Source organism: Lutispora sp. QWL-02, assembly GCF_058315355.1.
Genome location: NZ_CM177762.1, coordinates 1481306 through 1505260 on the forward strand (window position 1 = coordinate 1481306; position 23955 = coordinate 1505260).

A 23955-nucleotide genomic window follows, 5' to 3' on the forward strand; every position below is an offset into this window, starting at 1 on the left:
TAATAAATGCATAGATCCTATCATATATTTTTTGCAGGATTGCTTGTCCATATGCAGCATTTTTTTGGATATCTTGACAGTATCAAAAAATATACTAAAATAAGAATGCGGAGAACTTTTTTTTAGGAGGTATTTACATATGAACAAAGAAAGTGGAAGCATCTCAATTCATGCGGAGAATATTTTTCCAATCATAAAGAAATGGCTATACTCTGATAAGGATATATTTGTCAGAGAGCTGATAAGCAACGGCACCGATGCCATAAGCAAGCTTAAAAGGCTTTCATCCATAGGTGAAGCCCAGATTCCCGATGATGAGAAATATGAAGTAAAGGTATCCTTTAATAAGGATGAAAAAACCATAAAATTCATTGATAACGGCATTGGCATGACAGCGGAGGAGGTTAAAAAGTATATTAACCAGGTGGCTTTTTCCGGTGCAGAAGAGTTTATAGCCAAGTACAAGGATAAGATAGGAGAAGAGGCAGATATAATCGGTCATTTTGGCCTGGGCTTCTATTCCGCCTTCATGGTATCAAAAAAGGTTGAAATAGATACATTATCTTATCAGCCGGGGGCCGAGGCTGTGAAGTGGGCCAGCGAGGGCGGCACCGAATATGAACTGGCATCGTCGGACAGAACATCAAGAGGCACTGCCATAACCCTTTATATGGACGATGAGAGTGAAGAATTTTTGGATGAGTACAAGTTAAGAGGAATCATTGAGAAGCACTGTTCATTCCTGCCCGTCGAGATATACCTTGAGGATGAAAAGTTTAAAAAGGAAGGGGAAGAGAAGAAGCCTTTAAACGATACCAAGCCCCTATGGCTCAAAAATCCTAAGGATTGCACCGATGAAGAGTACAAGGAATTTTATAAAAAGGTGTTCAATGATTTTAATGACCCTCTGTTTTGGATACATCTGTCCGTTGATTATCCCTTTAACCTGAAGGGAATATTGTATTTTCCCAAGCTTCGTCATGAATACGAGATGAGTGAAGGCCAGATAAAGCTGTATAACAATCAGGTTTTTGTAGCTGATAATATAAAGGAGATAATACCCGAATTTCTTATGCTTCTCAAAGGTACCATTGATTGCGCAGATTTGCCGCTAAATGTATCCAGAAGCTTTTTGCAAAGAGACAGCAATGTGATAAAGCTTTCCAAGCATATCACCAAGAAGGTTGCTGATAAGCTCACAGAGCTTTTTGAAAAGGAAAGGGAAAAATATGAGGGCTTCTGGAAGGATATCAGTCCATTTATCAAATACGGCTCCATAAAGGATAAGAATTTCTATGACAAGATAAAGGATATACTGATATATAAATCTATAGATGGCAATTATCTCACCCTAAATGAATACTTTGAAAAAAGCGGCGGCAAAAAAGAAGACGAAAAGGCTGAGAACAAGGTATTTTACGCCAGTGATGAAAAGCAGCAGCATCAATATATAAAGATGTTCAAGGATCAAGGCCTGGAGGCTGTAGTTTTAGATATGGCCATTGACAATCATTTCATCAGCTATATTGAAATGTATGAGATGAATGTCAAATTCTTCAGGATAGACTCTGACTTAGCCGAAAGTCTGAAGGGTGATGATGAGGGAGAGAAAGAGGATAAGGCCAAGGAAGAAAAGCTTATAGAGGCTGTAAAGAAGGCTTTGAATATAGAAAAGCTGGAGATAAAGCTGGAGAGGCTGAAGACCGACGGGACCCAAGCAGTGCTCCTCATGCCCGAGCATGAGAGAAGGCTGCAGGAGATGAGCTCCATGTTTGGCGGCGAGGATATGAGCAAAATGTTCAAAGGGGAAGAAACATTGATTCTCAATAAATCCAACAGCCTCATCAAAGCTCTGGAGGCTTTGGAAGGAAGGGATGACAAGAGCGATGATTTCAAACTGATATGCAGCCATGTATATGATCTGGCTCTCATGGGCAGCAGAGGCCTGGATGCAGATAAGCTGGAAGGCTTCTTAAAAAGAAGTGGTATGATATTGGAGCGGCTGGCAAATAATTAGAGGCTAGCGGCTAGAGGCCAGAGGCATAAAAAATACTGCGTATTTTTATATATTTGGAGTTGATTTTTTGACTATTTCCAGGGAAATATTCGACATTTTCGAACATCATCTGCTGAATGATGAAAAACCATCCGAATATTTAAATGCTGAAATCGACAGAGAAGGTTTCAGCTATCCCTTTACCATGTTAAAGAAGCTGCAGGATATACCCCAGTCACCGGAGCATCATCCCGAGGGCAACGTGTGGAACCATACTTTGCTGGTAGTGGATGAGGCAGCCAAACGGAAGGATGAGAGTGAGGATAAAAGGGCTTTCATGTGGGCTGCCCTGCTTCATGATATAGGAAAGGCACCTGTCACCAGAATAAAAAAAGGAAGGATAGTTGCCTATGACCACGATAAGATCGGAGAGAAAATGGCTGCAGATTTTTTGGAGCATTTGACAGATGACAGAGGCTTGATAAGCACGGTTTCAAAGCTGGTGCGCTGGCACATGCAGATCCTTTTCGCAGTCAAGGATTTGCCCTTTGCCGATCTAAAAACTATGATGAAGCAGGTCTCCTACAAGGAGATAGCGCTTCTTGGCATCTGTGACAGGCTAGGCAGGGGAGAACTCACGGAAGAGCGCATACAAAAGGAAAAGGACACGGTAGAAATGTTTATCAAAAAATGTGAAGGAAGGCTACGAACATAGCCTTCCTTGCTTATTTTCCATCACTTTTCATTTGATCAACTATGTCGAAGATGTCTGAAACGAATACAAACTTGACCCCCTTTTCCGATATCTTAGGATACATCTTCTTTATTGCTTTCGCTGTGATTTCTCCTCCTTCGGGGCCCACATGGCCGATCCCTATGGCATATCCCTTTCTTAAGGCTATATTCGCCAGTGTCATAAGCTGGACCTCGACCTCTTTTTGATTTTTTGTGCTGTCCAGAAAAACATCTCTTATAAAATACGGTACATCTAACTCCTTAGCAACCTCTTCTATAACTGACTTTTCAGCGGTTTTGCTGTCTACAAAATAAATTCCTCTGCTTTTTGCAGTGAGCAGTATGGCTTCCATGGTCCTTCTATCCTGGCATACCTTGGAGCCCATGTGATTATTCATTCCGACAGCCCATTTCAACTGATCAAGAGCATCGTTAATATTCAGTTGTATTTCCTGATCCGTCATTGCACACTTGATCGCGCCGGGGCCTAACCAGCTGGGCTTGCCGCTTATAGGCTCCATGGGCATATGGAGCATTATCTCCAACCCTTTCTCTTTGGCTGTTTCAGCATCTTTTACGCTGGAGTCGAGAAAGGGCATTATGGCTGCAGTGATAGGTATGCCGAGATTCATCATGGTATTGGTGCCTTTACCGTTATTGCCGAAATCATCGATTATTATGGCTATATAACCTTTTGGTTTTTCTATGTCTGCGGATTTTACACGGATCATACTGCTGCCCAAAATGGTTGTTGCAGCGATAAGCAGTATCATAAGCCCTATGAATAGTTTCGATTTCTTTATCACATAAAATTTTGCACTCATTTTTCTACCTCCTGCTATTTATATATATTCTTTTCTGCATACTGAAAGAACCATTTTGGTTAATCCGCATAAAATGGTACTAAATGATTGTAAGGTGGGATAGCATGTACGAAGATTATAATGATGACTGGGACAGATTTGAAGAAGATTTCGATGATGAACTTGATGATTTTGTATGTCCATTTTGGAGGCAAGGCCCCGGTGCTCCTTTTAATCAAATAACTCCTCCTCCTTTTGGACCTTCTTTTCAAGGGCCTCCGTCAGGTGCTCCTTTCCTGATGCCGCAACCGAGTGCACCGGGAGGAGCTCCTTTCCAAGGACCGGCTTCAGGACCACCATCAGGTCCGCCTCCCGGATTCACACCTCAGAAGGCTCCCGGCGGAGTCGGCGTTAAGGCGGTAGACCCGGGCGCTATAAGGAGATGTACCTTCAGATTCGTATTTATATGGCCGGAGAGAGGCCGAGGATTCTGGGCGTTTCTGGTATTTGTAGGCCCGAGATCAATAGCGGGCTGGAGATGGAATGGACGCCGCTGGGTATATTTCGGTATGGATCTGAGAAGAATAGACAGCTTCGTGTGTTATTAAAAAGCGCGGTTTATACCGCGCTTAACTTTCCACAAATGCTATTTCGTGCTATAATTAGCTTGTTGTATCTTTTAGGAAAGGATTGATATATTGGAAAATAACAATAGCATTAAAAGCAGCGGTATGATTCTTTTGTCGATTTTTTTAGGGCATTTTCTTATAGATTTTTATTCAAATATCGTTCCTCCGGTTTTGTATCTTTTCAGCAGCAAGCTTTCTCTCACTCTGGCACAGCAAGGCATGGTATCCGCTCTGATCATAGCCAGCGCTTCAGTATTCCAGCCTATAGTGGGATATTTTACCGATAAGAGGACCAGGGCTTGGCTGTTATTGGCGTCGGTGCTCTGGATTGGATTGTTCATGAGTTTTACAAACATGATCAATAATTACTATATGCTTCTGGCTGCAGTAGCTTTAGGGGGATTTGGTTCATCTGTTTATCACCCTTTGGGCTCAGCCCTCACCATAAAGTTTTCCAACCGTTCTAAAGGGACAAGCCTTTCAACATTTTTGGTAATAGGCGGTTTGGCAATGCCTGCAGCACCTGCTGTTGTTTTGCCCTTGACCAGAAAATTCGGGTTGAATGTTTTTCCTTACTTGCTCATTCCTGGAATTTTAGCTTTAATATTCATGTTTTTTTCGGGGCTTCACAAGATTACGGTGGATCAGGAAGCTGTAAAAGAACAAGGTGAGAAATCAAAGCTGGGAATATATAAAATTAAGTGGCTTTCCCTGCTGGTTCTGATACCTACCATAAGGAACCTTGTCTTTAGATCTATGATCACTTTTGGCATACAGTATCTTACGCTTAAATCTGTAGGGCTCGATTTAGCAGGGCTGGCAATAACCTTATTCTTACTGGTAGATCCTATAGGAACATTTTTTGGAGGAGTGCTGGCTGATAGATACGGTTATAAAAATATACTGATGATATCGGGCATATCGGGCGGTATAGCCGCTGCCCTTACTTTTTGGTCAGAAGGCCCCGTCACATTGATTCCCTGGCTGATAATGAGTTTTGCATTCTGTCTTTCAAATACACCCACCGTATTTATAACTCAAAGCCTGATACCCAGGAACACAAATCTGGCTACAGGGCTCGTATTCGGATTGCCAATGGGATTGGGAGGACTGGGCGCAGCGGCATTCGGCAAGGTCGCCGATTCTATGGGACTGGTTGCAACTGCCAGATATTTGATAGTTCCTGTCATCATCATGATCTGCATAATATTCATGATACCCAAGGAGTGGAAGACAGCATAAAAAAGCAGCATAGGCTGCTTTTTAAAAATAAATATTATTTCTTGCTATGGTGTCCTTCATATCCTTTGCTTCTTTAAGATACTCATAAGCCTTCTCCGGTTGGCCGGTCTCATAATATATTTCGGAGGCGGATTCCAAAGCAAAGGCCAACAGCTTTGAATTCTCAAATCTCCGCATATTTTCTATTCCTGCCAGAATGGATTCCAAGGCCTTGACAGGCTCGCCCAGTTCTGAATATATGAGGCCCTCATATACCTTTGAGCTCCACATCATCAAATAATCGAATCTATGTTTTAAATATGCGGGATAATCAACAAGCTTGATGTTTTCCAGAGCCTCCTGGTATTCTCCCATATAATATAAGGACTTTGCCTTTTCTCTATAGTAAAAATGATCAACCTCATCCTTGGCATTTTTCATATCCTCCAGATATTTCAAGGCTTTTTTGTAGTCCCCTCTGCTGTTTTCAAAGGCTGCCTTAATGGCTGATATATAGTAGCTGATATTTTTGTTATCCGAAAATCTTGCAAACTGCTCCGCCTTTTCAATGTTTAATTGATAGCTTTCATTATCACCCTTGATAAAGTATAAGGCGGCGGTAAGCCTGTGTATTTCATCTGCCTTGTAATAAACACCTGTGGTTTTTGAAATATCTAATGCGCTTTTTAAGTATTCAAGGGATTTATCAAAATCCCCCTTTGCAGAGTGGAATACTGCCAGATCATTCGACAACTCTATTTCAAAATGGGTATCTCTATTGGGAGACTTATCATAGATGCCCTTTGCCTTTTCATATATCTCTATGCAATTCTCATAATCAAAGCTTCTCCATGATTTTAATGCAGTATCAATATAAGCTTTTGCTGCTTCCGTATAATTATTGCTTTCCAAATATATCTCATAGGCTTCTGTTAGAAATCTTTCCCCTTCATCCAGGCGGTCTACTCTCTGCATGCATTGTCCTTTGCGGTAGGCTATATCACCCAGCAGCTTGCTGTTCAAATTGCTCTTAGCCTCAAGAGCTTCGAGACGGCTTAAGGCCTCCCTGAATTTATCATCCTTTATAAGGCCATCGATATTTTTCAGCTCCGTTACTATTTCATCTGCATGGTCACTGCAATTCATACATATGCCGCTTATGCCGTCTTCTAAAAAATAGGCTGCGGACTTATTTAATTTTTTTGCAATAAACTGCAGATTTTTCATAGAAGGCATAGCCTGTCCGTTTTCTATCTGGCTGATCATGCTTTTTGTCATTTCAGGTTCAGCCAGCTGGGATTGCGTCATTTTTAGTTCTTTTCTCAAAGCTTTTATTTTACTTCCTAAGCTGGAGTCCATAATATCACTCGCTTTAAATGTTATAGTTTAATTATATTATATTATTTCCCTGGCTGCAATAAATAAAACCCTATAAAAAGCTAACAAAAGTTAAATATTATTAAACATATTTATTGACTTTTGAATATGATTAACATATTATATATTTAAAGTTAAATATTATTGGATTTTGGAGGGCTTGATAATGGAATCCTTGGATACTCAGACCAATATAGCCAAGCAGGTTATAGAGAAGAATGAAAAGAAGAACATCAATCTATTTCTATGGGGAAAATTTGTATCCTTGGTAGGCACCTATATGTACAGTTTTGCTATGTCGCTTTACATACTGAAGCAAACCGGTTCGGGAACCACTTTTGCATTGAATCTTCTTTTGAGTGCGCTGCCTCGAGTCATTCTGGGGCCGATTGCGGGTGTTCTGGCGGACAGGATGGATAGAAGGAAAATGGTTGTCGGCATGGATATGCTGAGCGGCATTACCGTATTGACCCTTCTGCCGTTGTCCTCACTATACGGCTTGAGAATCCCGTTCATTTATGCTAATACCTTATTATTATCCATAATCAATACATTCTTTGCCGTTACCATAAGCGCATCCTTGCCCAGCTTGGTGAGAAAAGAAAGCTTAATGAAAATAAACTCCTATAATCAGGCGGCAGAGTCTGTAAGCTCCATTGTTTCACCGGTGCTGGGGGGAGTGCTTTATCATATTCTCCCCATCAAGCTTTTTATTGCGCTGAACGGCATTTCCTTCATACTATCTGCTATCTCAGAAATGTTTATTGATTTTAATTTTTCCAAGGAAGAGGCTGAAGAAAAAAATACAGGCAAGCTGAACATAAAAGGTGTTATCGATGATATGAAAACAGGCTTTTCATTTCTGATAGAGCAGAAGCCATTATTTTCGCTTTTTAAGTTTGCCATCCTCATCAATTTTTTTGTCACTCCCTGCATGAGTGTTACATTGCCATTTATAATAAATAATACTCTTTCCTTGAGCGAAATCTATTTCGGGATTATTGAAGGCTCCTTTTCGGTGGGTGCATTGATCTCTTCCCTTATAATAGCCAGACTGCCTGAACGGGAGAAAAAACTTCCTGCCCTGCTGATGGGCCTGGGGTTTGCCGGTGCCTTACAGCTGCTAATGGCTTTGCCTGTACTGAGCCCCGGGAAATTGTTTTCGGACAATGTTTATGCGGCTTATTATATGTTCATGATGTTTGGACTCAGCATATCCTTAATGATTGTCAATATACCCATTATGGTACTTATTCAAAGGCTTACACCGGACCATATGATGGGAAGGATGATGTCCTTGACCCAAACCATAGCCTCTGCAGTAATGCCCTTAGGGCTGATAATAATGGGGATGATTGTTGATTTGATGCCGGTTTATGTATCTTTACTTGCTTCCGGATTCATATTGTTTTTAACAGTATTAATGATGAAAAGAAGCACAGCTATGAGCGAACTGTAACGTATACCAAATAATCGGATTGTGCTATAATTATAAAAATATCTGTTATAACTTTTTCGGAGGTGGAAAGCATGCTCTACATAAGAAATGAAAGCACAAACCCCTACTTTAATCTGGCTATGGAGGAATACCTGTTCAATCTAAATGACGGCCAAAGCTATGTGCTTTTATGGCAAAACGAACCTACCATAGTTGTAGGAAAGCATCAGAATACAGCGGAAGAAATTAATAGGGATTATGTTAAAGAAAAAGGTATCAATGTGGTGAGAAGGATCACTGGCGGAGGTGCTGTTTACCATGACTTGGGCAATCTGAATTTTACCTTCATAATCAAAGGCCTGGAAAAGAGCGAGTTTGATTTTAGAAAGTTCACAATGCCCATAATCAGGGCCCTGAAGAAGCTGGGGGTGGAGTCGGAGCTTTCGGGCAGGAACGATATCACCATAGACGGCAGGAAATTTTCCGGAAATGCGCAGGCTGTAAAGAATGGAAAGCTTTTGCACCATGGGACCTTGCTCTTTGATTCCCAAATGGAGGAGCTGGCAAAAGCACTAAAGGTATCTGAGGATAAATTCAGATCAAAGGGTGTAAAATCTGTAAGAGCCAGGGTCACAAACATAAAGGATTATTTGAAGGATGACATCTCTGTATCCGAGTTTAAGGAGCTTCTTTTGAAATATATGTTTGATGAGGATGCGGAATTAAGAGAAGGGGAGCTTTCAAAGGAAGCTATGAATGAAATAAACTCGCTTACGGAGAGAAAATATATGAGCTGGGATTGGAATTACGGGGAGTCGCCTGAGTTCAACATCAAGCAGGGAAATAGATTTGAAGGCGGAAAAATAGAAGTTCTGGCGAATATAAAGGACGGCATTATCCGGGGCATAAAGTTTTATGGAGATTTCTTCGGGAGCGGAAGCCTGGAGGAAGTTGAGTCCGCACTTATAGGCAAGCGCCATGAGAATGAGGAAATAAGATCAGCCCTTGCAAAACTTAATATAGAGGAGTATTTTAAAAATATAACCATAGATGATATCGTCAACTGTATTTTGTAATATTTGAAAACCTGTTCAGCATTTCATTGAAATCTTTGGCAGATAGCGATATCCTATGTATAGAAGAAATACTACAAAAAGATTGGGGGCATTAAGTGCATGACAAGGATAATAGTTGATAGTACTTGTGATCTGCCTGATGAGATGATGGAGAGATATAATATCGGACTCTTACCCCTTAAGATCGATATCAATGGGAATGAATTTCTGGACAAGGTTACTATAAAGATTGATGAAGTCTATGATGCCATGAGGAAGGGCATATGTCCCAAAACCTCTCAGCCGAGTCCTGCATATGCTTATAAGCTATTTCAAGAATGTATTTCCAAAGGCGAGGATTTCATTTTTTTATCATTTTCTTCAAAATTGTCAGGTACATATCAAACCATGTATAGGATTGTAGAGGACCTAAAAATGCGAAGTGCAGGTGTAAATATGGAAGTGATCGATACCAGATCCGGATCAACGGCAACAGGCTTGATTGCGATGCAGGCAGCCAAGCTTTTAGACGCAGGCATAAGCTTTGAGAGCGTAGTGGATTCTATCAAGAAGATGATTGCACATATAGAGCATATATTTACTATAACGGATTTGAATTGGCTGGTAAAAGGGGGAAGGATAAACAAAAGCGAAGGACTGATCGGCAATATATTGAACATCAAACCCATACTTGATGTCAACGATGGGATTATGGAAGTGATACAGAAGGTAAGAGGCAAGAAAAAGGCGCTGAATACGGTTCTGGATATCGTGGAAGAGAGAATCAGCAGCTTTCCAAATCAGGTTCTGGGCATCAGCCATGCGGACGATATTGATATGGCCCGGGAATTGCAGGCCATGATACAAGCCAGAATGGGAGATGTAAAAGTCATGATCAACAAAATAGGCAGCGTATTGGGATCGCATCTGGGAATAGGCGGTGTAGGAGTATTTTTCTTTAATGATAAAATTGAGTCATATATGGATTGATGCACTAACTATAAAGATGTATATTAATTAAAGGAATTCAGCATCTTAAATAATATTAAACTATATTATTTGAGGTGCTGTTATGTTTATTCCAAATAGAGTAATTTTTGAAAACGACTCATTCAGATATGCAAAAGCAATTGAGCTTTTTGATTATTTCCGCAGCAAGGGTATTGAGGTCGTAAAACTTAATTCAGACCGAGTACAAGGCATACCCGGAAAAGATCCCGGGGAAAAATATGCAGAAGGGAAAAGAACTCTGGTTATAGGCGTGAGGAAGACCCTAAAGTTCCAGACCTGCAAGCCTTCTGCCCACTATCAGCTCCCATTGGTAACGGGCTGTATGGGACAATGTGAATATTGCTATCTGAATACTCAGCTCGGCGATAAGCCCTATGTGAGAACCTATGTGAATGTAAATGAAATTCTGGGGCAAGCAGAAAAGTATATAAAGGAGAGAAAAGAGGAAATAACAATATTCGAAGGCGCTGCAACCTCCGATCCGCTGCCGGTGGAGCCCTACACAAAGGGGCTGTCCCAGTCCATTGATTTTTTTGCTCATCAGGACAATGGACGCTTTCGCTTTGTAACAAAATATATAAATGTGGAGGATTTCCTTGATGTTGAACATGGCGGACATACTTCTGTACGCTTTAGTCTTAATACGGATCATGTTATAAGAACCTACGAGCATCATACTCCCTCGGCGCAAAAAAGGATAGAAGCAGCAAGAAAAGTCATTGGGAAAGGGTATCAGACCGGTTTCATCATTGCTCCTGTTTTTCTGGATGGCGACTGGGAAAAAGAATACGGTGCCTTACTTTTGATGCTCAGAGAAAATATCCCAGATACGTATTTTCAAGACATAAGTTTTGAAATAATATCCCACAGATTCACAGCAAAAGCCAAAAATAGGATTCTTCAGGTTTTTCCTGAGACGGCTTTGCCTATGAGTGAAGATGAAAGAAGCTTCAAATATGGCCAGTTTGGTTATGGCAAATATATATATGACAAAGAGCGGATAAGTGCTATGAAGGATTTCTTTCAAAGCACCATAGAAAAATACTTTCCCGGAAGCAACATATTATACATCATTTAGCCCTTGCAAGCCTTGAGGTTTGCAGTATCGGGAGGGCAACCAATAAGCAAAACAGATGAATCTAAAATAAATTAAATAGATTTGTAGCAGGGAAAAGCCCCGTTTAATAGATTGTAGTAGAGAAATTCAATCTATTGAATCGGGGGTTTTTTTATGACGCCTTATAAGACGGAGCCGGTATTGATCGAAAAAATATGGGGTGGAAATAGATTAATAAAGTATAATAAAGATTTCTCCGGTAAAATTGGAGAGAGTATAGAATATAATGGAGAGAAAGATGGCATTCCACTGATCGTAAAGCTTATAGATGCAAGTGATGATTTGTCCATACAGGTTCACCCGGACAAAAGAGCAGCTACGGCTCTTGGCGACGGCTTTACGGGCAAGGATGAGCTGTGGGTTATACTGGATTGTGAGGAGGATTCCGAGATATTTTATGGTTTTAACGGATATTATGAAAAAAATGCAATAAAAGATGCTGCAATCAATGGTTCCATAGTCGATATGCTGAATAGGATAAAAGTAAAAAAAGGTGATTGCATCTTTATCCCATCGGGAACCGTACACGCTTTAGGCAAAGGAGTTTTGGCATATGAGCTTCAGGAAGCTTCCGATCTGACCTATAGATTATATGACTGGGATAGGACGGAAAATGGGGAAAAAAGAGAGCTTCATATTGAAAAAGCTTTGTATTCCATAAAAAAATGCATAACAGACGGAAGAATCTTAAATGTTTATGCTGATTCCTACATGGATTGCAGACTGGTTTGCCTCGGTGAATATGAGTATTTCGGAGCCATTTTTGCGGCTTTGAAGAATGAAGAATCAATTATGCAAAGATGCGATGAAACTAAAATAATCAGTGTAATCTTTGGAGAAGGATTTTTGTGCTATAAAAACATAAAAACGGTGATTGAAAAAGGCGACACAGTAGTTGTGCCGGAAGATCCCAGCGGATTTGTTTCCATAATAAGCAGCGGCGGCTTGAGATATATCGAAAGCAGGCATATTAGAAGACTTCGTCCGGAAGCTTAGCATAGCTTACTTAAATTTGACATGTAATATTATACTATGGTAGCATTAAAAATAATATCACCATAATTGATTTTAGGAGTAAGATGGTATCGGAAAGAGGTGTTGCGTATGTCTGGAGACATCAGATATGATGCTGAGGTAGTAAAAAATGAAAGATTTATAGATTGTAATAAATTGAATTGCAAGCGATTGGTTTATAATAAAAGGCTGTCAGGTAAATTCAGATTATACCTAAGCGACAAAGGAGCTTATAAAAAAGCTTTTGAGTTGATTGCAAAAAAAAGGTTTACCCACCATTGATAAAAATAGGCTGTGAAGCCTATTTTTTTTATTTTTTTGAGTAGACTATATTTATCTGATTTAACTTTACATTGAAGGGATTGATAAAAATGAATACAAGACTTGAAAAGTGGAAAATAACTATATTTTTTATATTAATATTCTCATCGGTTGCTTTGAAGGCTGCCTGGTGCGATACTGCTGAATTGGACGAAAAGCAGATCGCAAGCATCATTCAGAGCTTATACGATGAGAGATGCAAAGCGATGATCAGCGGTGATTGGAAGGATTTAAGAGAATATTATGATACATCGAAGAAATATGCGCTGTGGTCCTTCGAGCACGAAGCTAAAAGGATAAAGTATATCCAGGATTGGTCTGAGGCAAAGGGAATCAAGTTTACGGATATTAAATCAACTATATATTTAGGAAAAATAACAAAAAAAGACGGCATGTATTCTGTTTTTCTCACAGAGACTTATAAATTTGAGTATATATACGAGGACGACATAAACCAGACGGTAAATAGCTTTGGTACAGGTATAAAGCATACTGTAGGATTAGTCAATAAAGATGACAAATGGCTGGTGAGCAAGGATTGGTATACGGATTTTCTCCAGGAAGCCTTGCATCCCTATAGCGGGATGTACGTAGGGGCAAGCTGTGAGTTAACTTCTCCGGCTTCAAAGGTAAAATCCCAAAGCCCCAAATATGACAGAGAAAAAGCTATTCAGTATGCCGATAAATATTGCGGCATTGTCTGGGGAAGCGGCAATAATCTTAAATATAATCTTAAATATCAGGATTATAACGGCATTGGAGGGGATTGTACCAATTATGTATCACAATGCATAGGAGATAAGGAAGAAGGAGGAGGCATACCCTTTGACGGGACTTGGTTTGCTACCTATCCCAAATATGGAAAAGCGCAGGGCAGCGCGGCCTTCGTAAACGCCAACGCTTTCTGGAATTATATCCTGTACAGCGGGAAAAGCAGATTGATAAAGAAGGGCACCTATAAGGAATTGACCAAGCCTATTGAAGATCATTCCATAGGAATTGTGGAAAAAATCGAGGTTGGAGATTTGCTGTGCTACGAAAAAAATGGCAAGATAGATCATTTTTCAATAATAACCGCCAAGGATTCAAAAGGATATCCCATGATAAATTCCCACACCAGCGATCGATATCATGTCCCCTTTGACTTCGGCTGGAGTGAAAAGTTCACTAAATTTCATCTGATCCATATCGCTTACTAGTTATTTTAAACTGTTAATATTTTTATGAATTGCTGCAAACAATAAGTATGGATATTGATGGGGAGGTAATATGATTGTCAAGCAATAAAGATGATAAATTAAATCTGGAGCAGCAAAAGTATAAAGATTTTGCACAGCAAAGAGAACCTAAGAGGCCTCTTTTGCTGAACTGTCTGAAAGCATTTATTGTGGGAGGCAGTATATGTGCTTTTGGGCAGATTTTGCAATTCATGTATATCAAGCACTTTCATTTTACTGAAAAGAATGCAGGAGATCCTACTGCTGCGACCTTGATAATAATATCCATACTCCTTACAGGCTTTGGGGTCTATGATGATGTGGCCCAGTGGGCAGGAGCAGGATCCGCAGTGCCTATCACAGGCTTTGCCAACACCATATCCTCTGCAGCCATAGAGCATAGGAGTGAAGGCTATGTGCTGGGCGTAGGCGGCAATATGTTCAAGATAGCGGGCCCTGTCATTGTATACGGAGTGTTTTCGGCTTTCGTGGTCTCCATCATAAAAATGCTACTTAAATATCTGGGAGGCATGTAAATGTTTAAAGGTCATCAGAGCTTTATTTTTGAATCCAAACCTGTGATCCTGGCCTCTGCAGCAGCGGCAGGACCCTTTGAGGGCCAGGGGCCATTGGCCAAGGATATAGACTTAATACATGATGATATATGGCTTGGGCAGAACAGTTTTGAAAAAGCAGAGAAACTTCTGCTGGAGGAAGCGGCGGAAAAAGCTTTGGAGAAAGCAGGGATAAACAAGTACGATGTGGGCATGTTTATAAGCGGCGATTTGATGAATCAGATCATATCCAGCAGCTTTGCAGCCCGGACTATAGGTATTCCGTACTTAGGCATATTCGGAGCTTGTTCAAGCTCAATGGAAGGTCTGGCCATAGCTGCAAGCTATGTGGACGGACAGAAAGTCAAATATGTGCTCACCGGGGCTTCCAGCCATAATTCGACTGCGGAGAAGCAGTTCCGCTATCCTAACGAATATGGGGCGCAGAAGCCTCCCACATCCCAATGGACCGTTACCGGGGCAGGCGCATGCCTGCTGTCAACACATGGCAAGGGCCCCAAAATTACGGCGGCCACCATTGGAAGGATAGTTGATATGGGCATCTCCGATCCCTTTAATATGGGTGCCGCCATGGCTCCGGCAGCGGTGGATACCATAGAGGCCCATTTCAGGGATATGGGCATAGAGCCGGATTACTATGACATTATAGTCACCGGCGATTTAGGTGCTGTAGGGCATAAGATAGCACTGGATAAGCTTATTGAAAGCGGTGTCAGGCTTCCGGAAAAAAGCTTTGGAGATTGCGGTATGATGATATACGGCAAAGACCAGCAGGTATTTGCAGGCGGCAGCGGCTGTGCTTGCTCTGCAGTGGTGGTATACGGACATTTGCTCAACAGGATGAGAAACGGAGAAATAAGAAAAATGCTTGCGGTTGCTACAGGAGCTCTTCATTCTCCTTTATCTTATCAGCAAAAGGAAAGCATACCCTGTATTGCCCATGCGGTTGCCATAGAAATGTGAGGAGGTTTGAACTTGGAAAAAATTTTTTGGGCGTTTATTGTAGGCGGATTGATATGCGTTATAGGCCAGATAATGATGGATGCGTTTAAGCTGACTCCGGCCCATACCATGAGTACGCTTGTGGTTGCAGGAGCTATATTGGGCGGGCTGGGGCTGTACGAACCTCTTATCAAATTTGCCGGTGCGGGAGCTACGGTGCCTATATGCAGCTTTGGGAACTCCTTGCTGAAGGGCGCGCTTGTCGAACTGGAAAAAAACGGCCCTATAGGCGTACTCACGGGCATATTTGAGCTTACCAGCGCGGGAATATCCTCTGCAATAATATTTGGATTTTTAGCATCGCTGATATTCAAGCCAAAAGGTTGAAGGGGGAAGGAGAACACGGATTGGCACGGATTAAACCGCGCCGTGTTAATCTGTGTAAAAATCAGTGTAAATCTGTGTTCTCCGTTCCCTATTCCATTACTTTATACTCGTTATTGGTCTGTGTGAATACTGCTTTAAAGCCTTTGGTCATATAAATCTTTTTATCTGTGGTGATAAACAAGGCTTCCGCATTATCCAGGCTTTCTATGAGCTCCATGCCTTTTTCCAGGCCAAGTATGAATACGGAGGTGGAGAGTCCGTCGCCGTCGATGGATTTATCAGCAATGATTGAAACACCTGCCAGGCCGTTGTCTGCAGGATAGCCTGTTTTTGGTTCAAGTATATGATGATATCTCTTTCCGTCCTGTTCAAAATACCTTTCATATATTCCCGAAGTTACAACGGTTTTATCTGTCACATTCACTATGCCTATATAATCATTGCGGGGATGATATGGGTCCTGTATTCCTATTTTCCAAGGATTGCCGCTGACATTGCTCCCCAGGGTAAGGATGTTTCCGCCCAAATTGATGATGGCATGCTTCACACCGTGATCCCTGAGTATTGATGCAGCCTCATCCGCTGCATAACCCTTTGCTATGGCACCAAGATCGACCTTCATATCTTTTGCTTCAAGCTTTGCAGTAAGCTTATCCTTATTAAGAGCAAGCTTATTGTAATCTACAAGCTTAAGGCTGTCGGACAAAATTTGAGGTTCAGGCACCGCCGCATACTTTGTACCTATATTCCAAAGCTTGACTATGGGGCCTATAGTTACATCGAATTTTCCTCCGGAAATTTCAGAATAATATTTGCCCTTTTCCAACACATAAAAAGTATCTTCACTAAGTTCTACCTCGTGGGAGCCTGAAGCATCATTGAGCTTAGTTATCTGGCTGGGATTTTCGCTGTTTATTGTCATTTTGGCTTCGATTTCCCTGATTCGACCGAAAGCCGCATCAATAGTTTTCTCATCCTGATGGTCATACAGTGTTATTTCGATCAAAGTGCCCAAAAGGTAATTAGTTTTTGTTAAGGGAGCTTTGGATTGCTCCTTAGGACTGCAGCCGACCAATAGAGAAGCTGCCAAAGAGAATATTAATATTATTTTAACCAAGCTATGGTTTTTGAGTCTCATATGCAAACCTCCAAGTATGAGATAAAATAAATTTTCACAATAGAATTTTATCATAGTATGGGCTAATAGACAAATGAATATTATTTGTTTGCTTATGAATATATTTTGGATAGAAAAAAGTTCTGTTTTGAAAGAAATATACATTGAAATATGTCGGAAATAATTATATACTATAGTAGAGTAGGCAAGTGATATTGCGGTTCTGGTTGTTAGATAATTCTCAAACATGCAGAACCGGTAATAAGAGAACAGAGAAAGACTTAAACCTGAAAATGGTAAATTCCTGCATATAATTTGGACAGAAAATATTTTGGAATTATAATCTCATATATCCGCACCAGGACATTATACTAACTTTAGAATTATTGGGGTTTGGATTGTCTCATCTCTTATTGAATTAACCTTAGGAGGGGTAAAATGGAAGCAAAAACTAAAATTGTTATTCTTGGCGCCGGTTATGCCGGAGTTGAAGCAGCTAAGGTTTTAAACAAAAGATTTAAGAATGATAGCAGCGTAAAAATAACAATGATCGATCGAAACCCATATCACACTCTTCTTACTGAGCTTCATGAGATTGCAGGACATAGAACACAGAAAGAAAGTGTTATGGTAGACCTGTATCAGGTTTTTAAAGCTACAAAGGTCGAGCTGGTTACTGAAGAGGTAATAAAGGTTGACCATGAAAAACAGTCGGTGGTTTCCGAAAGGACAAGCTACGAATACGATTACCTGGTTTTGGGCGTGGGCAGTGAGCCTGCATTCTTCGGTGTTCCGGGAGTAAAAGAAAATGCTTTTACCATCTGGTCTTTGAAGGACGCGCTAAAAATCAGACAGCATATTGAAGAGGTATTCAGGAGAGCAAGGGAAGAAAAAGATCCTGAAAAGAGAAAGAAGCTTTTGACTATAATCGTTGCAGGCTCAGGATTTACAGGTGTAGAAGTCGTAGGGGAGCTCATGGAGTGGAAAAAGCTTCTCTGTGCGCAGCACGATATTCCCGAATCCGAAGTTTCCTTATATAATGTTGAAGCTATGCCCAACATACTTCCCATTTTAAAGCCGAATCTCCAGGCAAAAGCCAAGAGATTTATGGAGAAAAAGGGTGTTAAGGTTCTTACAGGTGCGGCAATCGTCAAAGCTGATGAAGACGGCATCGAGCTTAAAGACGGCACCAGGATGGAAACCGATACGCTGATTTGGACTTGCGGTGTTCAGGGCAATGCATTTTGCGTAGATACAGGCTTTACTGAAGGCAAGAGATGCAGAGTGCAAGTAAACGATTATCTGCAGACTGTCGACAAAGAAAATGTATATGCTGTAGGCGACAATGCTTACTACGAAATAAACGGGAAACCCATACCTCAGATAGTTGAGACTGCAATTCAGACAGGAGCATGTGCAGCTAAGAACATAATTGCAGACATTGAAAAGAAGGAAAAAGAAAAATTCCAGCTGAATACTCATGGCTTTATGGTTTCCGTAGGCAGCCATTATTGTGTCGCAGAGGTTATGGGAGTTCAGATGTCCGGTTTCTTCGCCATGATGATGAAGCATCTGGTAAATATGCACTACCTCTGGGGTGTAGGCGGGTTGAGACTTATCTGGAATTATTTGAGACATGAATTCTTCCATATGGAAGACCGCAGATCCTTCGTCGGCGGACACTTGGCACAAAGGACTCAATCCTTGTGGCTTATCCCGCTGAGATTATATGTAGGCATACTATGGCTTATTGAAGGCATTAATAAGGTCAATGAAGGATGGCTGCAGCCCGGAAATATTAAGATCATACAAGTGGCAGGGAATTCAGCGGCCTCCCAGGCAGCAGCGGGGCCGTCACCGATATTATCGGCTCCGCCGGCAATATATCAGTGGTTCATGGACACGGTGGTTGCGCCAAATGCAATGCTGTTCCAGACTTCCGTAGTGATCATGGAAATACTGATTGGTTTGGCTTTGATAGCAGGACTTTTCACTTTCCTTGCATCAATAGCATCCATAGGACTGACTGCAAACTTTGTGCTATCTGCTATGGCCGGCTATGACATACTTTGGTATGTATTTGCTGCCATAACATTGATGGGCGGAGCCGGAAGGACCTTCGGACTGGATCATTACGTAATACCCTGGATAAAGAAATGGTGGATCAATACAAAATTTGCAAGAGAACGCTATTGGTACTTTGACTGATATTGGTTTTATCCCGTTGCCTTGAACGAGACTTCATTTTGTGGGGGATGGGAACCCTCACAAAATGTTAGCCGAGTCCATACTGGACTTAACCGCCCTTTGAAACCTGCCGCTTATAGGGGCGGGGGCTTAGGGCGGTTTAGTTTAGTGTTGAATGGGTAACGGGGTTTTTCAGATAATATATGAATAATATACAGAAAATGTTGAAATTTTCCTTATATTAAAATAAAATTATATAAGGCTTTAAATAAAGAGAAACATAGGTCGGTGATGATTGTGAAGTTGAAAAAAGGGGATATACTGCTGCTTTTGATAGTATTGATAGCAGGTATATCATATTTTGGACTGAATCTGTTATATAAGGATACCGGGAACAAAACAGTAGTGATTTCGGTAAATGGCAAGGAATATGATAGGCTTGACATGAGAAACCTAAGCAGTGAAAAGCTGATTCACATTGAACTGGAAGAGGGAAGATATATAGATATAAAGGCGGACAGCAAAGGAGCCTATGTATCTGATGTAGTATGCCCGGATAAAATATGTCAGAAAACCGGTGTCATCAATAGGGTTGGTCAGAGCATCGTATGCTTGCCCAATAAAGTTCAGGTATTCATCGAAGGAAATGAAAAGGCCGATGTAGATGGTGTTTCTCAATAGGAAGTGTTATTTTGACCAGAACAAGAAAAATGGTTTTATTGAGCATTTTAATATCTCAGGCTTTGGTTCTTCATGTCATCGAGAGGGCTATACCTGTGCCTGTCCCTGTGCCGGGTGTTAAGCTTGGCCTTGCAAATATAATAAGCCTCATTACCATAATGCTTTTTGGGTTCAAGGAGGCTGTTATAGTAGTTGTATTGCGGACATTGCTGAGCTCTCTTTTCGGAGGAGGGCTTTCAAGCTTTCTCTACAGCTTGGCAGGCGGTATTCTGAGCAGCTCTGTGATGGCATATATGTATCTGAAGCATAAGAATATTTTCAGCATACCTACTATAAGCACCGTTGGAGCAGTATTTCATAATATAGGTCAAATTGGAGTTGCAAGTCTGGTTATATCAAATATTCATCTTTTTTATTATCTCCCGGTGCTGTTGATATCAGGAGTTATAACAGGAATTTTGATAGGCTTTACTGTTGAATTTACCGTGGAGCCTGTAAAGAGGATTCTGAAGATAGGGGGTGCATAGACCTTGGGGAACAAGGACTTTTTGGCGACGGAACTCAATAAGGTTGAGGAGCATCTTTTAAAAACGTTAAAGACAAGAAGCAAGATGGTGGAAGCATCCTTAAAGGACTTTGTAAAAAGCGGAGGCAAAAGGCTTAGGCCTTCTCTTACTATAATAGGCTCTACATTCGGCGATTATAAAAGCGAAACGGTCGTACCCCTTGCCACCTCCATAGAAATAATGCATATGGCCACCTTGATACATGATGACATAGTAGATGACGCAGAGACAAGGAGAGGCACTAAAACCATGCAATCCGCTCTGGGTAAAAACACCGCAGTATATTGCGGAGATTTTCTGTTTACCAGAGCTTTTATGCTGGTAGCGGATATGGCTGAGGTGGAAATGATGAAGGATCTGTCAAAAGTGATTGCCTTTATATGCGACAGCGAGATAGATCAAAATGAACAAAAATTCGATCAAACCGTGGATGTGAGAAAATATCTCAAGAGAATAGGCGGGAAGACTGCAGCTCTTTTCTCGCTAAGCATCGGTGTAGGGGCTCACAAGGCCGGCTGCGATAAAAAAATGACCTCAAAGCTATCGAAAATCGGAAGCAATATCGGCATGGCCTTTCAAATCGTAGATGATATTTTGGACTTTACGGGTGATGAAAAAACTGTGGGCAAGCCATTGCTCAGCGATGCAAAGCAGGGGATATTCACATTGCCGATAATATACTCCTTGCAAAGCTCATATAAGGGACCCACCGTCAAAGCCATCGAAGCCATAGAAGAAGATGGCGGCGAAAGCCTTCTGGAATGTGTAAAGGTAAGCGGCGGCCTTGATAGGACCAAAGGCCTTGCGATGAAGTATATAAGCAGAGCGCTGAAGCTTAAGGATACTTTGCCTGAGGGCTTTGGAAAGGATGCCATAACGGACATAATAGTAAAGCAGCTTGAAAGAAAGTTTTAGGACTTATGTATGGGCAGGTCTCGCACCTGCCCCTTTTAAATTTTTGAATCATTTATAAGGCCGTACACGTCTAAAAATGGTATAATACTCATTAGCAGGAATCAAAGGATAGTATAGAGGAGGTAAAAATGAAAAAAATTAAATTCGCAGCTTTTGCAGCAATACTATCGGCAATGCTGTATACGCCCATGTTTTGTGAGAATACTGCAGAGGTATGGAATCAGGAGACGGAGGTTTATGCCGAACGGGATTTAAATAATGATGGGGCGGCAGACCTGAAGATAGAAGTGGCAAAGGGAAAAGGAATCAATGTAAAGATTGGTGACAAAGCATATGAAGGATTATTCCAATGCTCCATTTCGGATTTTAATGGAGACGGGAAAAAGGAAGCTTTGCTCATAAATTTAGATAAAAATGCTGATGAGGTTCAATTCCTGCTGTTTGGTATGGAGAAGGAAAAAATGCGTTTATTTTCATCCTGGAAGAAGCCGCTGAAGGGTGAATCGCTGGATATATCCTACATATTGAATTCAGATATAAACAAGAACGGGATAATGGAAATGATACCTATTTTCAAGGAAAAGGAAAGCGGCTTCATAAACAGATGGTATATATTGGAGGTAAGCCAGAATAAAATTAAGGAAGTATTGGGTGAAGGCCTTCAAGGCTATAACATAGGCGAGCTTAGAATAACTGAGGACGGAAGAATAATGAAAAAGTCCGTTTCATATGATGCGGCCGGAGAAGCTGTAAGCTACACAAAGGCTTACTTTGCTATAGAAGACGGAAAATACTCATATAAAGCCTCAGAGGGGCCTTTTAAATACTATGGCATAAGCAAGGAAGAAACCGACACGCTGTTGAAAAAAATATCTGCAGAGGAAGGCATTCCCTATGAGATAATAAGCTCTATTGCATATATAGAAAGCCGGGGACAGCAGTTTGTTTGGGGCGAACCCGTCGTATCCTTTGACGGCGGAATCGGTATTATGCAGGTAACTCCTATAAACGGTTCTGTAGCCATACAATATACGGGAGAAACCTTCGGCCCGGAGGATATTGAAAGGATTAAAACCGACGCCGAATTTAATATCCGTGTCGGGGCTAAGATACTTTATGATAAATGGCTTTCCAGCTTCGGCGGAGCCTTGCCCAAAGTATCGGATATGAATCCGGATGTGCTGGAAAACTGGTATTTTGCTGTTATGGCTTACAACGGATACAGCAAGGTCAATATGCCCGGATCCTCCTGGAAGGGAGCTTATCAAGAAAGAGTGTTTAACAATATTGAAGGCTTCAACAAGGGATATTTTACTGCGGATAAAATTTCAGCCCATGGCTTTGACAGCGATGGCCTGCCCGCCAGAGGCAAGATATATGAATTAGGAGATAAGCTTTCTGTCAGACAAACCACCGGATACGAGTTGAGCGCAGGTGATGAGGCTGTTATAAAGGTGGAAGGCAGCAAATTGAGGAACTCCCCCAATCTTTCTTCCGACGGTGTGATAACCAGGCTGGCTGCGGGCGAAAGGCTCCGTATACTCGACGACGGAGGCCTTTCATCGGGATACAGATGGTATAAAGTGAAACTTTTGGACGGAGAAACAGAAGGTTATATTGCAGGAGTATTGTTAAAAAAGATTGATTTGTACAATAAATTCAATTAGGTATAGTTGTCTTAACTGATATAAGAATGCATCGTGAAGCGACTTAGAGTTTGTTAGTTTTGACGCACCCTATGCAAGTTTACAAAGTCTTAGTCTCGAAGCTCTGCAATCGTTATCAGTTAGCACAACAAAAATCATAGGGAAGAGGGGTTGACTAAATGACTTTCATTCAAGCCATATTGCTCGGGATCATACAAGGTATTACAGAGTTTTTGCCTATCAGCAGCTCCGGCCATCTGGTGCTTTTTCAAAAGATATTCGGAGTGGCTGAGCCATCCCTGACCTTCGGAATAGTGGTTCATCTGGGAACTCTTGCGGCAGTATTTGCAGTTTTTTGGAAGGATATAGTCTCAATACTGAGAAGACCCTTCCAAAGGCTTACACTGCTGCTGATTGCAGGGACTGTACCTACCGCTATTATTGGAGTGGCCTTCAAGGACTTTTTTGAGAAGGTGTTTGCCAGCGGCAGCACATTAGGCTTTGAATTTTTTATAACCGGATTGGTCTTGTATTTTGCGGATAGCTTGAGAAACGGTTATAAGGATGCGGAAGAAACCAGCTGCCTGGATGCGGCCTTTGTCGGTCTTATGCAGGGAGCTGCAATACTGCCGGCTGTATCGAGATCGGGCCTTACCATATCAGGAGCGTTATTCCGGCATATGGACAGGGATTTTGCAGCCAGATTTTCATTTCTGCTGTCGATACCTGCCATACTTGGAGCAGCGGTATTTGATATGAAGGACGTACTGGAAGCGGGTGTAGGAAATCTGGATTCTATGAGTCTGGGTGCAGGCTTCATATTTGCAGCTATATTCGGATACATATCCATCAGATATATGCTGAATATATTAAAGAAGGGCAAGATGAGATATTTTTCCTATTATGTATTTGCATTAGGCGCATTGATATTGATAGATCAGTATTTGACACATATATTCTTTTAAAATATTTTATGTAAAGCAGAATAAGGGTATGGCTTAAAGC

23 protein-coding genes are annotated in these 23955 nt (G+C 41.2%); 20 read left to right on the forward strand and 3 right to left on the reverse strand.

Translation table 11 applies throughout. The annotated features are described in order from the left end of the window. Positions 1-139 precede the first annotated feature (139 nt). Positions 140-2017, forward strand: a complete 1878-nt coding sequence (gene htpG, locus AC4HCY_RS06830) for a molecular chaperone HtpG (protein WP_491095674.1) — start codon at positions 140-142, stop codon at positions 2015-2017. A gap of 67 nt (positions 2018-2084) precedes the next feature. Then, positions 2085-2711: an HD domain-containing protein gene (locus AC4HCY_RS06835; protein WP_323431610.1), complete on the forward strand. Its 627-nt coding sequence runs from the start codon at positions 2085-2087 to the stop codon at positions 2709-2711. A gap of 10 nt (positions 2712-2721) precedes the next feature. Here the strand turns inward: AC4HCY_RS06835 and AC4HCY_RS06840 are convergent, their stop codons facing one another. After that, positions 2722-3555, reverse strand: a complete 834-nt coding sequence (locus AC4HCY_RS06840) for a divergent polysaccharide deacetylase family protein (RefSeq protein WP_323431611.1) — start codon at positions 3553-3555, stop codon at positions 2722-2724. A 104-nt stretch (positions 3556-3659) separates the two neighbouring features. On the opposite strand from AC4HCY_RS06840, the gene AC4HCY_RS06845 reads away from it, so the two are divergent. Continuing rightward, the gene (locus AC4HCY_RS06845) at positions 3660-4142 is read left to right on the forward strand and encodes a hypothetical protein (RefSeq protein WP_323431612.1); all 483 of its coding nucleotides are present in this window, start codon (positions 3660-3662) and stop codon (positions 4140-4142) included. Positions 4143-4232: 90 nt separating this feature from the next. After that, on the forward strand, positions 4233-5405 hold the full coding sequence (locus AC4HCY_RS06850) for an MFS transporter (RefSeq protein ID WP_323431613.1): 1173 nt from the start codon (positions 4233-4235) through the stop codon (positions 5403-5405). 21 nt (positions 5406-5426) lie between these two features. Here AC4HCY_RS06850 and AC4HCY_RS06855 read toward each other — a convergent pair whose 3' ends face one another. Beyond that, a complete protein-coding gene (locus AC4HCY_RS06855) occupies positions 5427-6743 on the reverse strand; it encodes a helix-turn-helix domain-containing protein (RefSeq protein ID WP_323431614.1) in 1317 nt (438 codons plus the stop codon). 184 nt (positions 6744-6927) lie between these two features. Between AC4HCY_RS06855 and AC4HCY_RS06860 the strand changes: the two genes are divergently transcribed. The 10 genes from AC4HCY_RS06860 to spoVAE all read left to right on the forward strand — a co-directional run bounded on the left by AC4HCY_RS06860 (position 6928) and on the right by spoVAE (position 15838). Then, positions 6928-8220 carry an MFS transporter gene (locus AC4HCY_RS06860; RefSeq protein WP_491095675.1) on the forward strand — a complete coding sequence of 431 codons (1293 nt, stop codon included), beginning with the start codon at positions 6928-6930 and terminating at the stop codon, positions 8218-8220. A gap of 71 nt (positions 8221-8291) precedes the next feature. Next, complete coding sequence (gene lplA / locus AC4HCY_RS06865; RefSeq protein ID WP_491095676.1) at positions 8292-9275, forward strand: lipoate--protein ligase; 984 nt, start codon at positions 8292-8294, stop codon at positions 9273-9275. 99 nt (positions 9276-9374) lie between these two features. Next, positions 9375-10244 carry a DegV family protein gene (locus AC4HCY_RS06870; protein ID WP_491095677.1) on the forward strand — a complete coding sequence of 290 codons (870 nt, stop codon included), beginning with the start codon at positions 9375-9377 and terminating at the stop codon, positions 10242-10244. A gap of 82 nt (positions 10245-10326) precedes the next feature. Beyond that, positions 10327-11343, forward strand: a complete 1017-nt coding sequence (gene splB / locus AC4HCY_RS06875; protein WP_491095678.1) for a spore photoproduct lyase — start codon at positions 10327-10329, stop codon at positions 11341-11343. Between the two features lie 153 nt (positions 11344-11496). Next, a complete protein-coding gene (locus tag AC4HCY_RS06880) occupies positions 11497-12378 on the forward strand; it encodes a type I phosphomannose isomerase catalytic subunit (protein WP_491095679.1) in 882 nt (293 codons plus the stop codon). A 108-nt stretch (positions 12379-12486) separates the two neighbouring features. Then, on the forward strand, positions 12487-12678 hold the full coding sequence (locus AC4HCY_RS06885; RefSeq protein WP_323431619.1) for a hypothetical protein: 192 nt from the start codon (positions 12487-12489) through the stop codon (positions 12676-12678). An 89-nt stretch (positions 12679-12767) separates the two neighbouring features. After that, positions 12768-13916 carry an amidase domain-containing protein gene (locus AC4HCY_RS06890; protein WP_491095680.1) on the forward strand — a complete coding sequence of 383 codons (1149 nt, stop codon included), beginning with the start codon at positions 12768-12770 and terminating at the stop codon, positions 13914-13916. A gap of 74 nt (positions 13917-13990) precedes the next feature. Further along, positions 13991-14470: a stage V sporulation protein AC gene (gene spoVAC / locus AC4HCY_RS06895; RefSeq protein WP_323431621.1), complete on the forward strand. Its 480-nt coding sequence runs from the start codon at positions 13991-13993 to the stop codon at positions 14468-14470. Next, positions 14471-15472, forward strand: a complete 1002-nt coding sequence (spoVAD, locus tag AC4HCY_RS06900; RefSeq protein ID WP_323431622.1) for a stage V sporulation protein AD — start codon at positions 14471-14473, stop codon at positions 15470-15472. It begins immediately after the preceding gene. Positions 15473-15484: 12 nt separating this feature from the next. Beyond that, positions 15485-15838: a stage V sporulation protein AE gene (gene spoVAE, locus AC4HCY_RS06905; protein WP_323431623.1), complete on the forward strand. Its 354-nt coding sequence runs from the start codon at positions 15485-15487 to the stop codon at positions 15836-15838. Positions 15839-15926: 88 nt separating this feature from the next. On the opposite strand, the gene AC4HCY_RS06910 is transcribed toward spoVAE, so the two are convergent. After that, positions 15927-16976, reverse strand: coding sequence for an FAD:protein FMN transferase (locus tag AC4HCY_RS06910; RefSeq protein ID WP_323431624.1), 1050 nt, complete (start codon positions 16974-16976; stop codon positions 15927-15929). A gap of 417 nt (positions 16977-17393) precedes the next feature. Between AC4HCY_RS06910 and AC4HCY_RS06915 the strand changes: the two genes are divergently transcribed. From AC4HCY_RS06915 to AC4HCY_RS06940, 6 genes are all read left to right on the forward strand, one after another. Beyond that, positions 17394-19163, forward strand: a complete 1770-nt coding sequence (locus AC4HCY_RS06915) for an FAD-dependent oxidoreductase (protein WP_491095681.1) — start codon at positions 17394-17396, stop codon at positions 19161-19163. Positions 19164-19433: 270 nt separating this feature from the next. Then, positions 19434-19823 (forward strand): NusG domain II-containing protein, encoded by a 390-nt coding sequence (locus AC4HCY_RS06920; protein ID WP_491096091.1) that lies wholly within the window; start codon positions 19434-19436, stop codon positions 19821-19823. A gap of 11 nt (positions 19824-19834) precedes the next feature. Further along, positions 19835-20350, forward strand: coding sequence for a Gx transporter family protein (locus tag AC4HCY_RS06925; RefSeq protein ID WP_323431627.1), 516 nt, complete (start codon positions 19835-19837; stop codon positions 20348-20350). A gap of 3 nt (positions 20351-20353) precedes the next feature. Beyond that, on the forward strand, positions 20354-21304 hold the full coding sequence (locus AC4HCY_RS06930; protein WP_491095682.1) for a polyprenyl synthetase family protein: 951 nt from the start codon (positions 20354-20356) through the stop codon (positions 21302-21304). Positions 21305-21432: 128 nt separating this feature from the next. Further along, positions 21433-22971, forward strand: a complete 1539-nt coding sequence (locus tag AC4HCY_RS06935) for an SH3 domain-containing protein (protein ID WP_491095683.1) — start codon at positions 21433-21435, stop codon at positions 22969-22971. Positions 22972-23129: 158 nt separating this feature from the next. Continuing rightward, the gene (locus tag AC4HCY_RS06940) at positions 23130-23915 is read left to right on the forward strand and encodes an undecaprenyl-diphosphate phosphatase (protein ID WP_323431630.1); all 786 of its coding nucleotides are present in this window, start codon (positions 23130-23132) and stop codon (positions 23913-23915) included. The last annotated feature ends 40 nt before the right edge of the window (positions 23916-23955 follow it).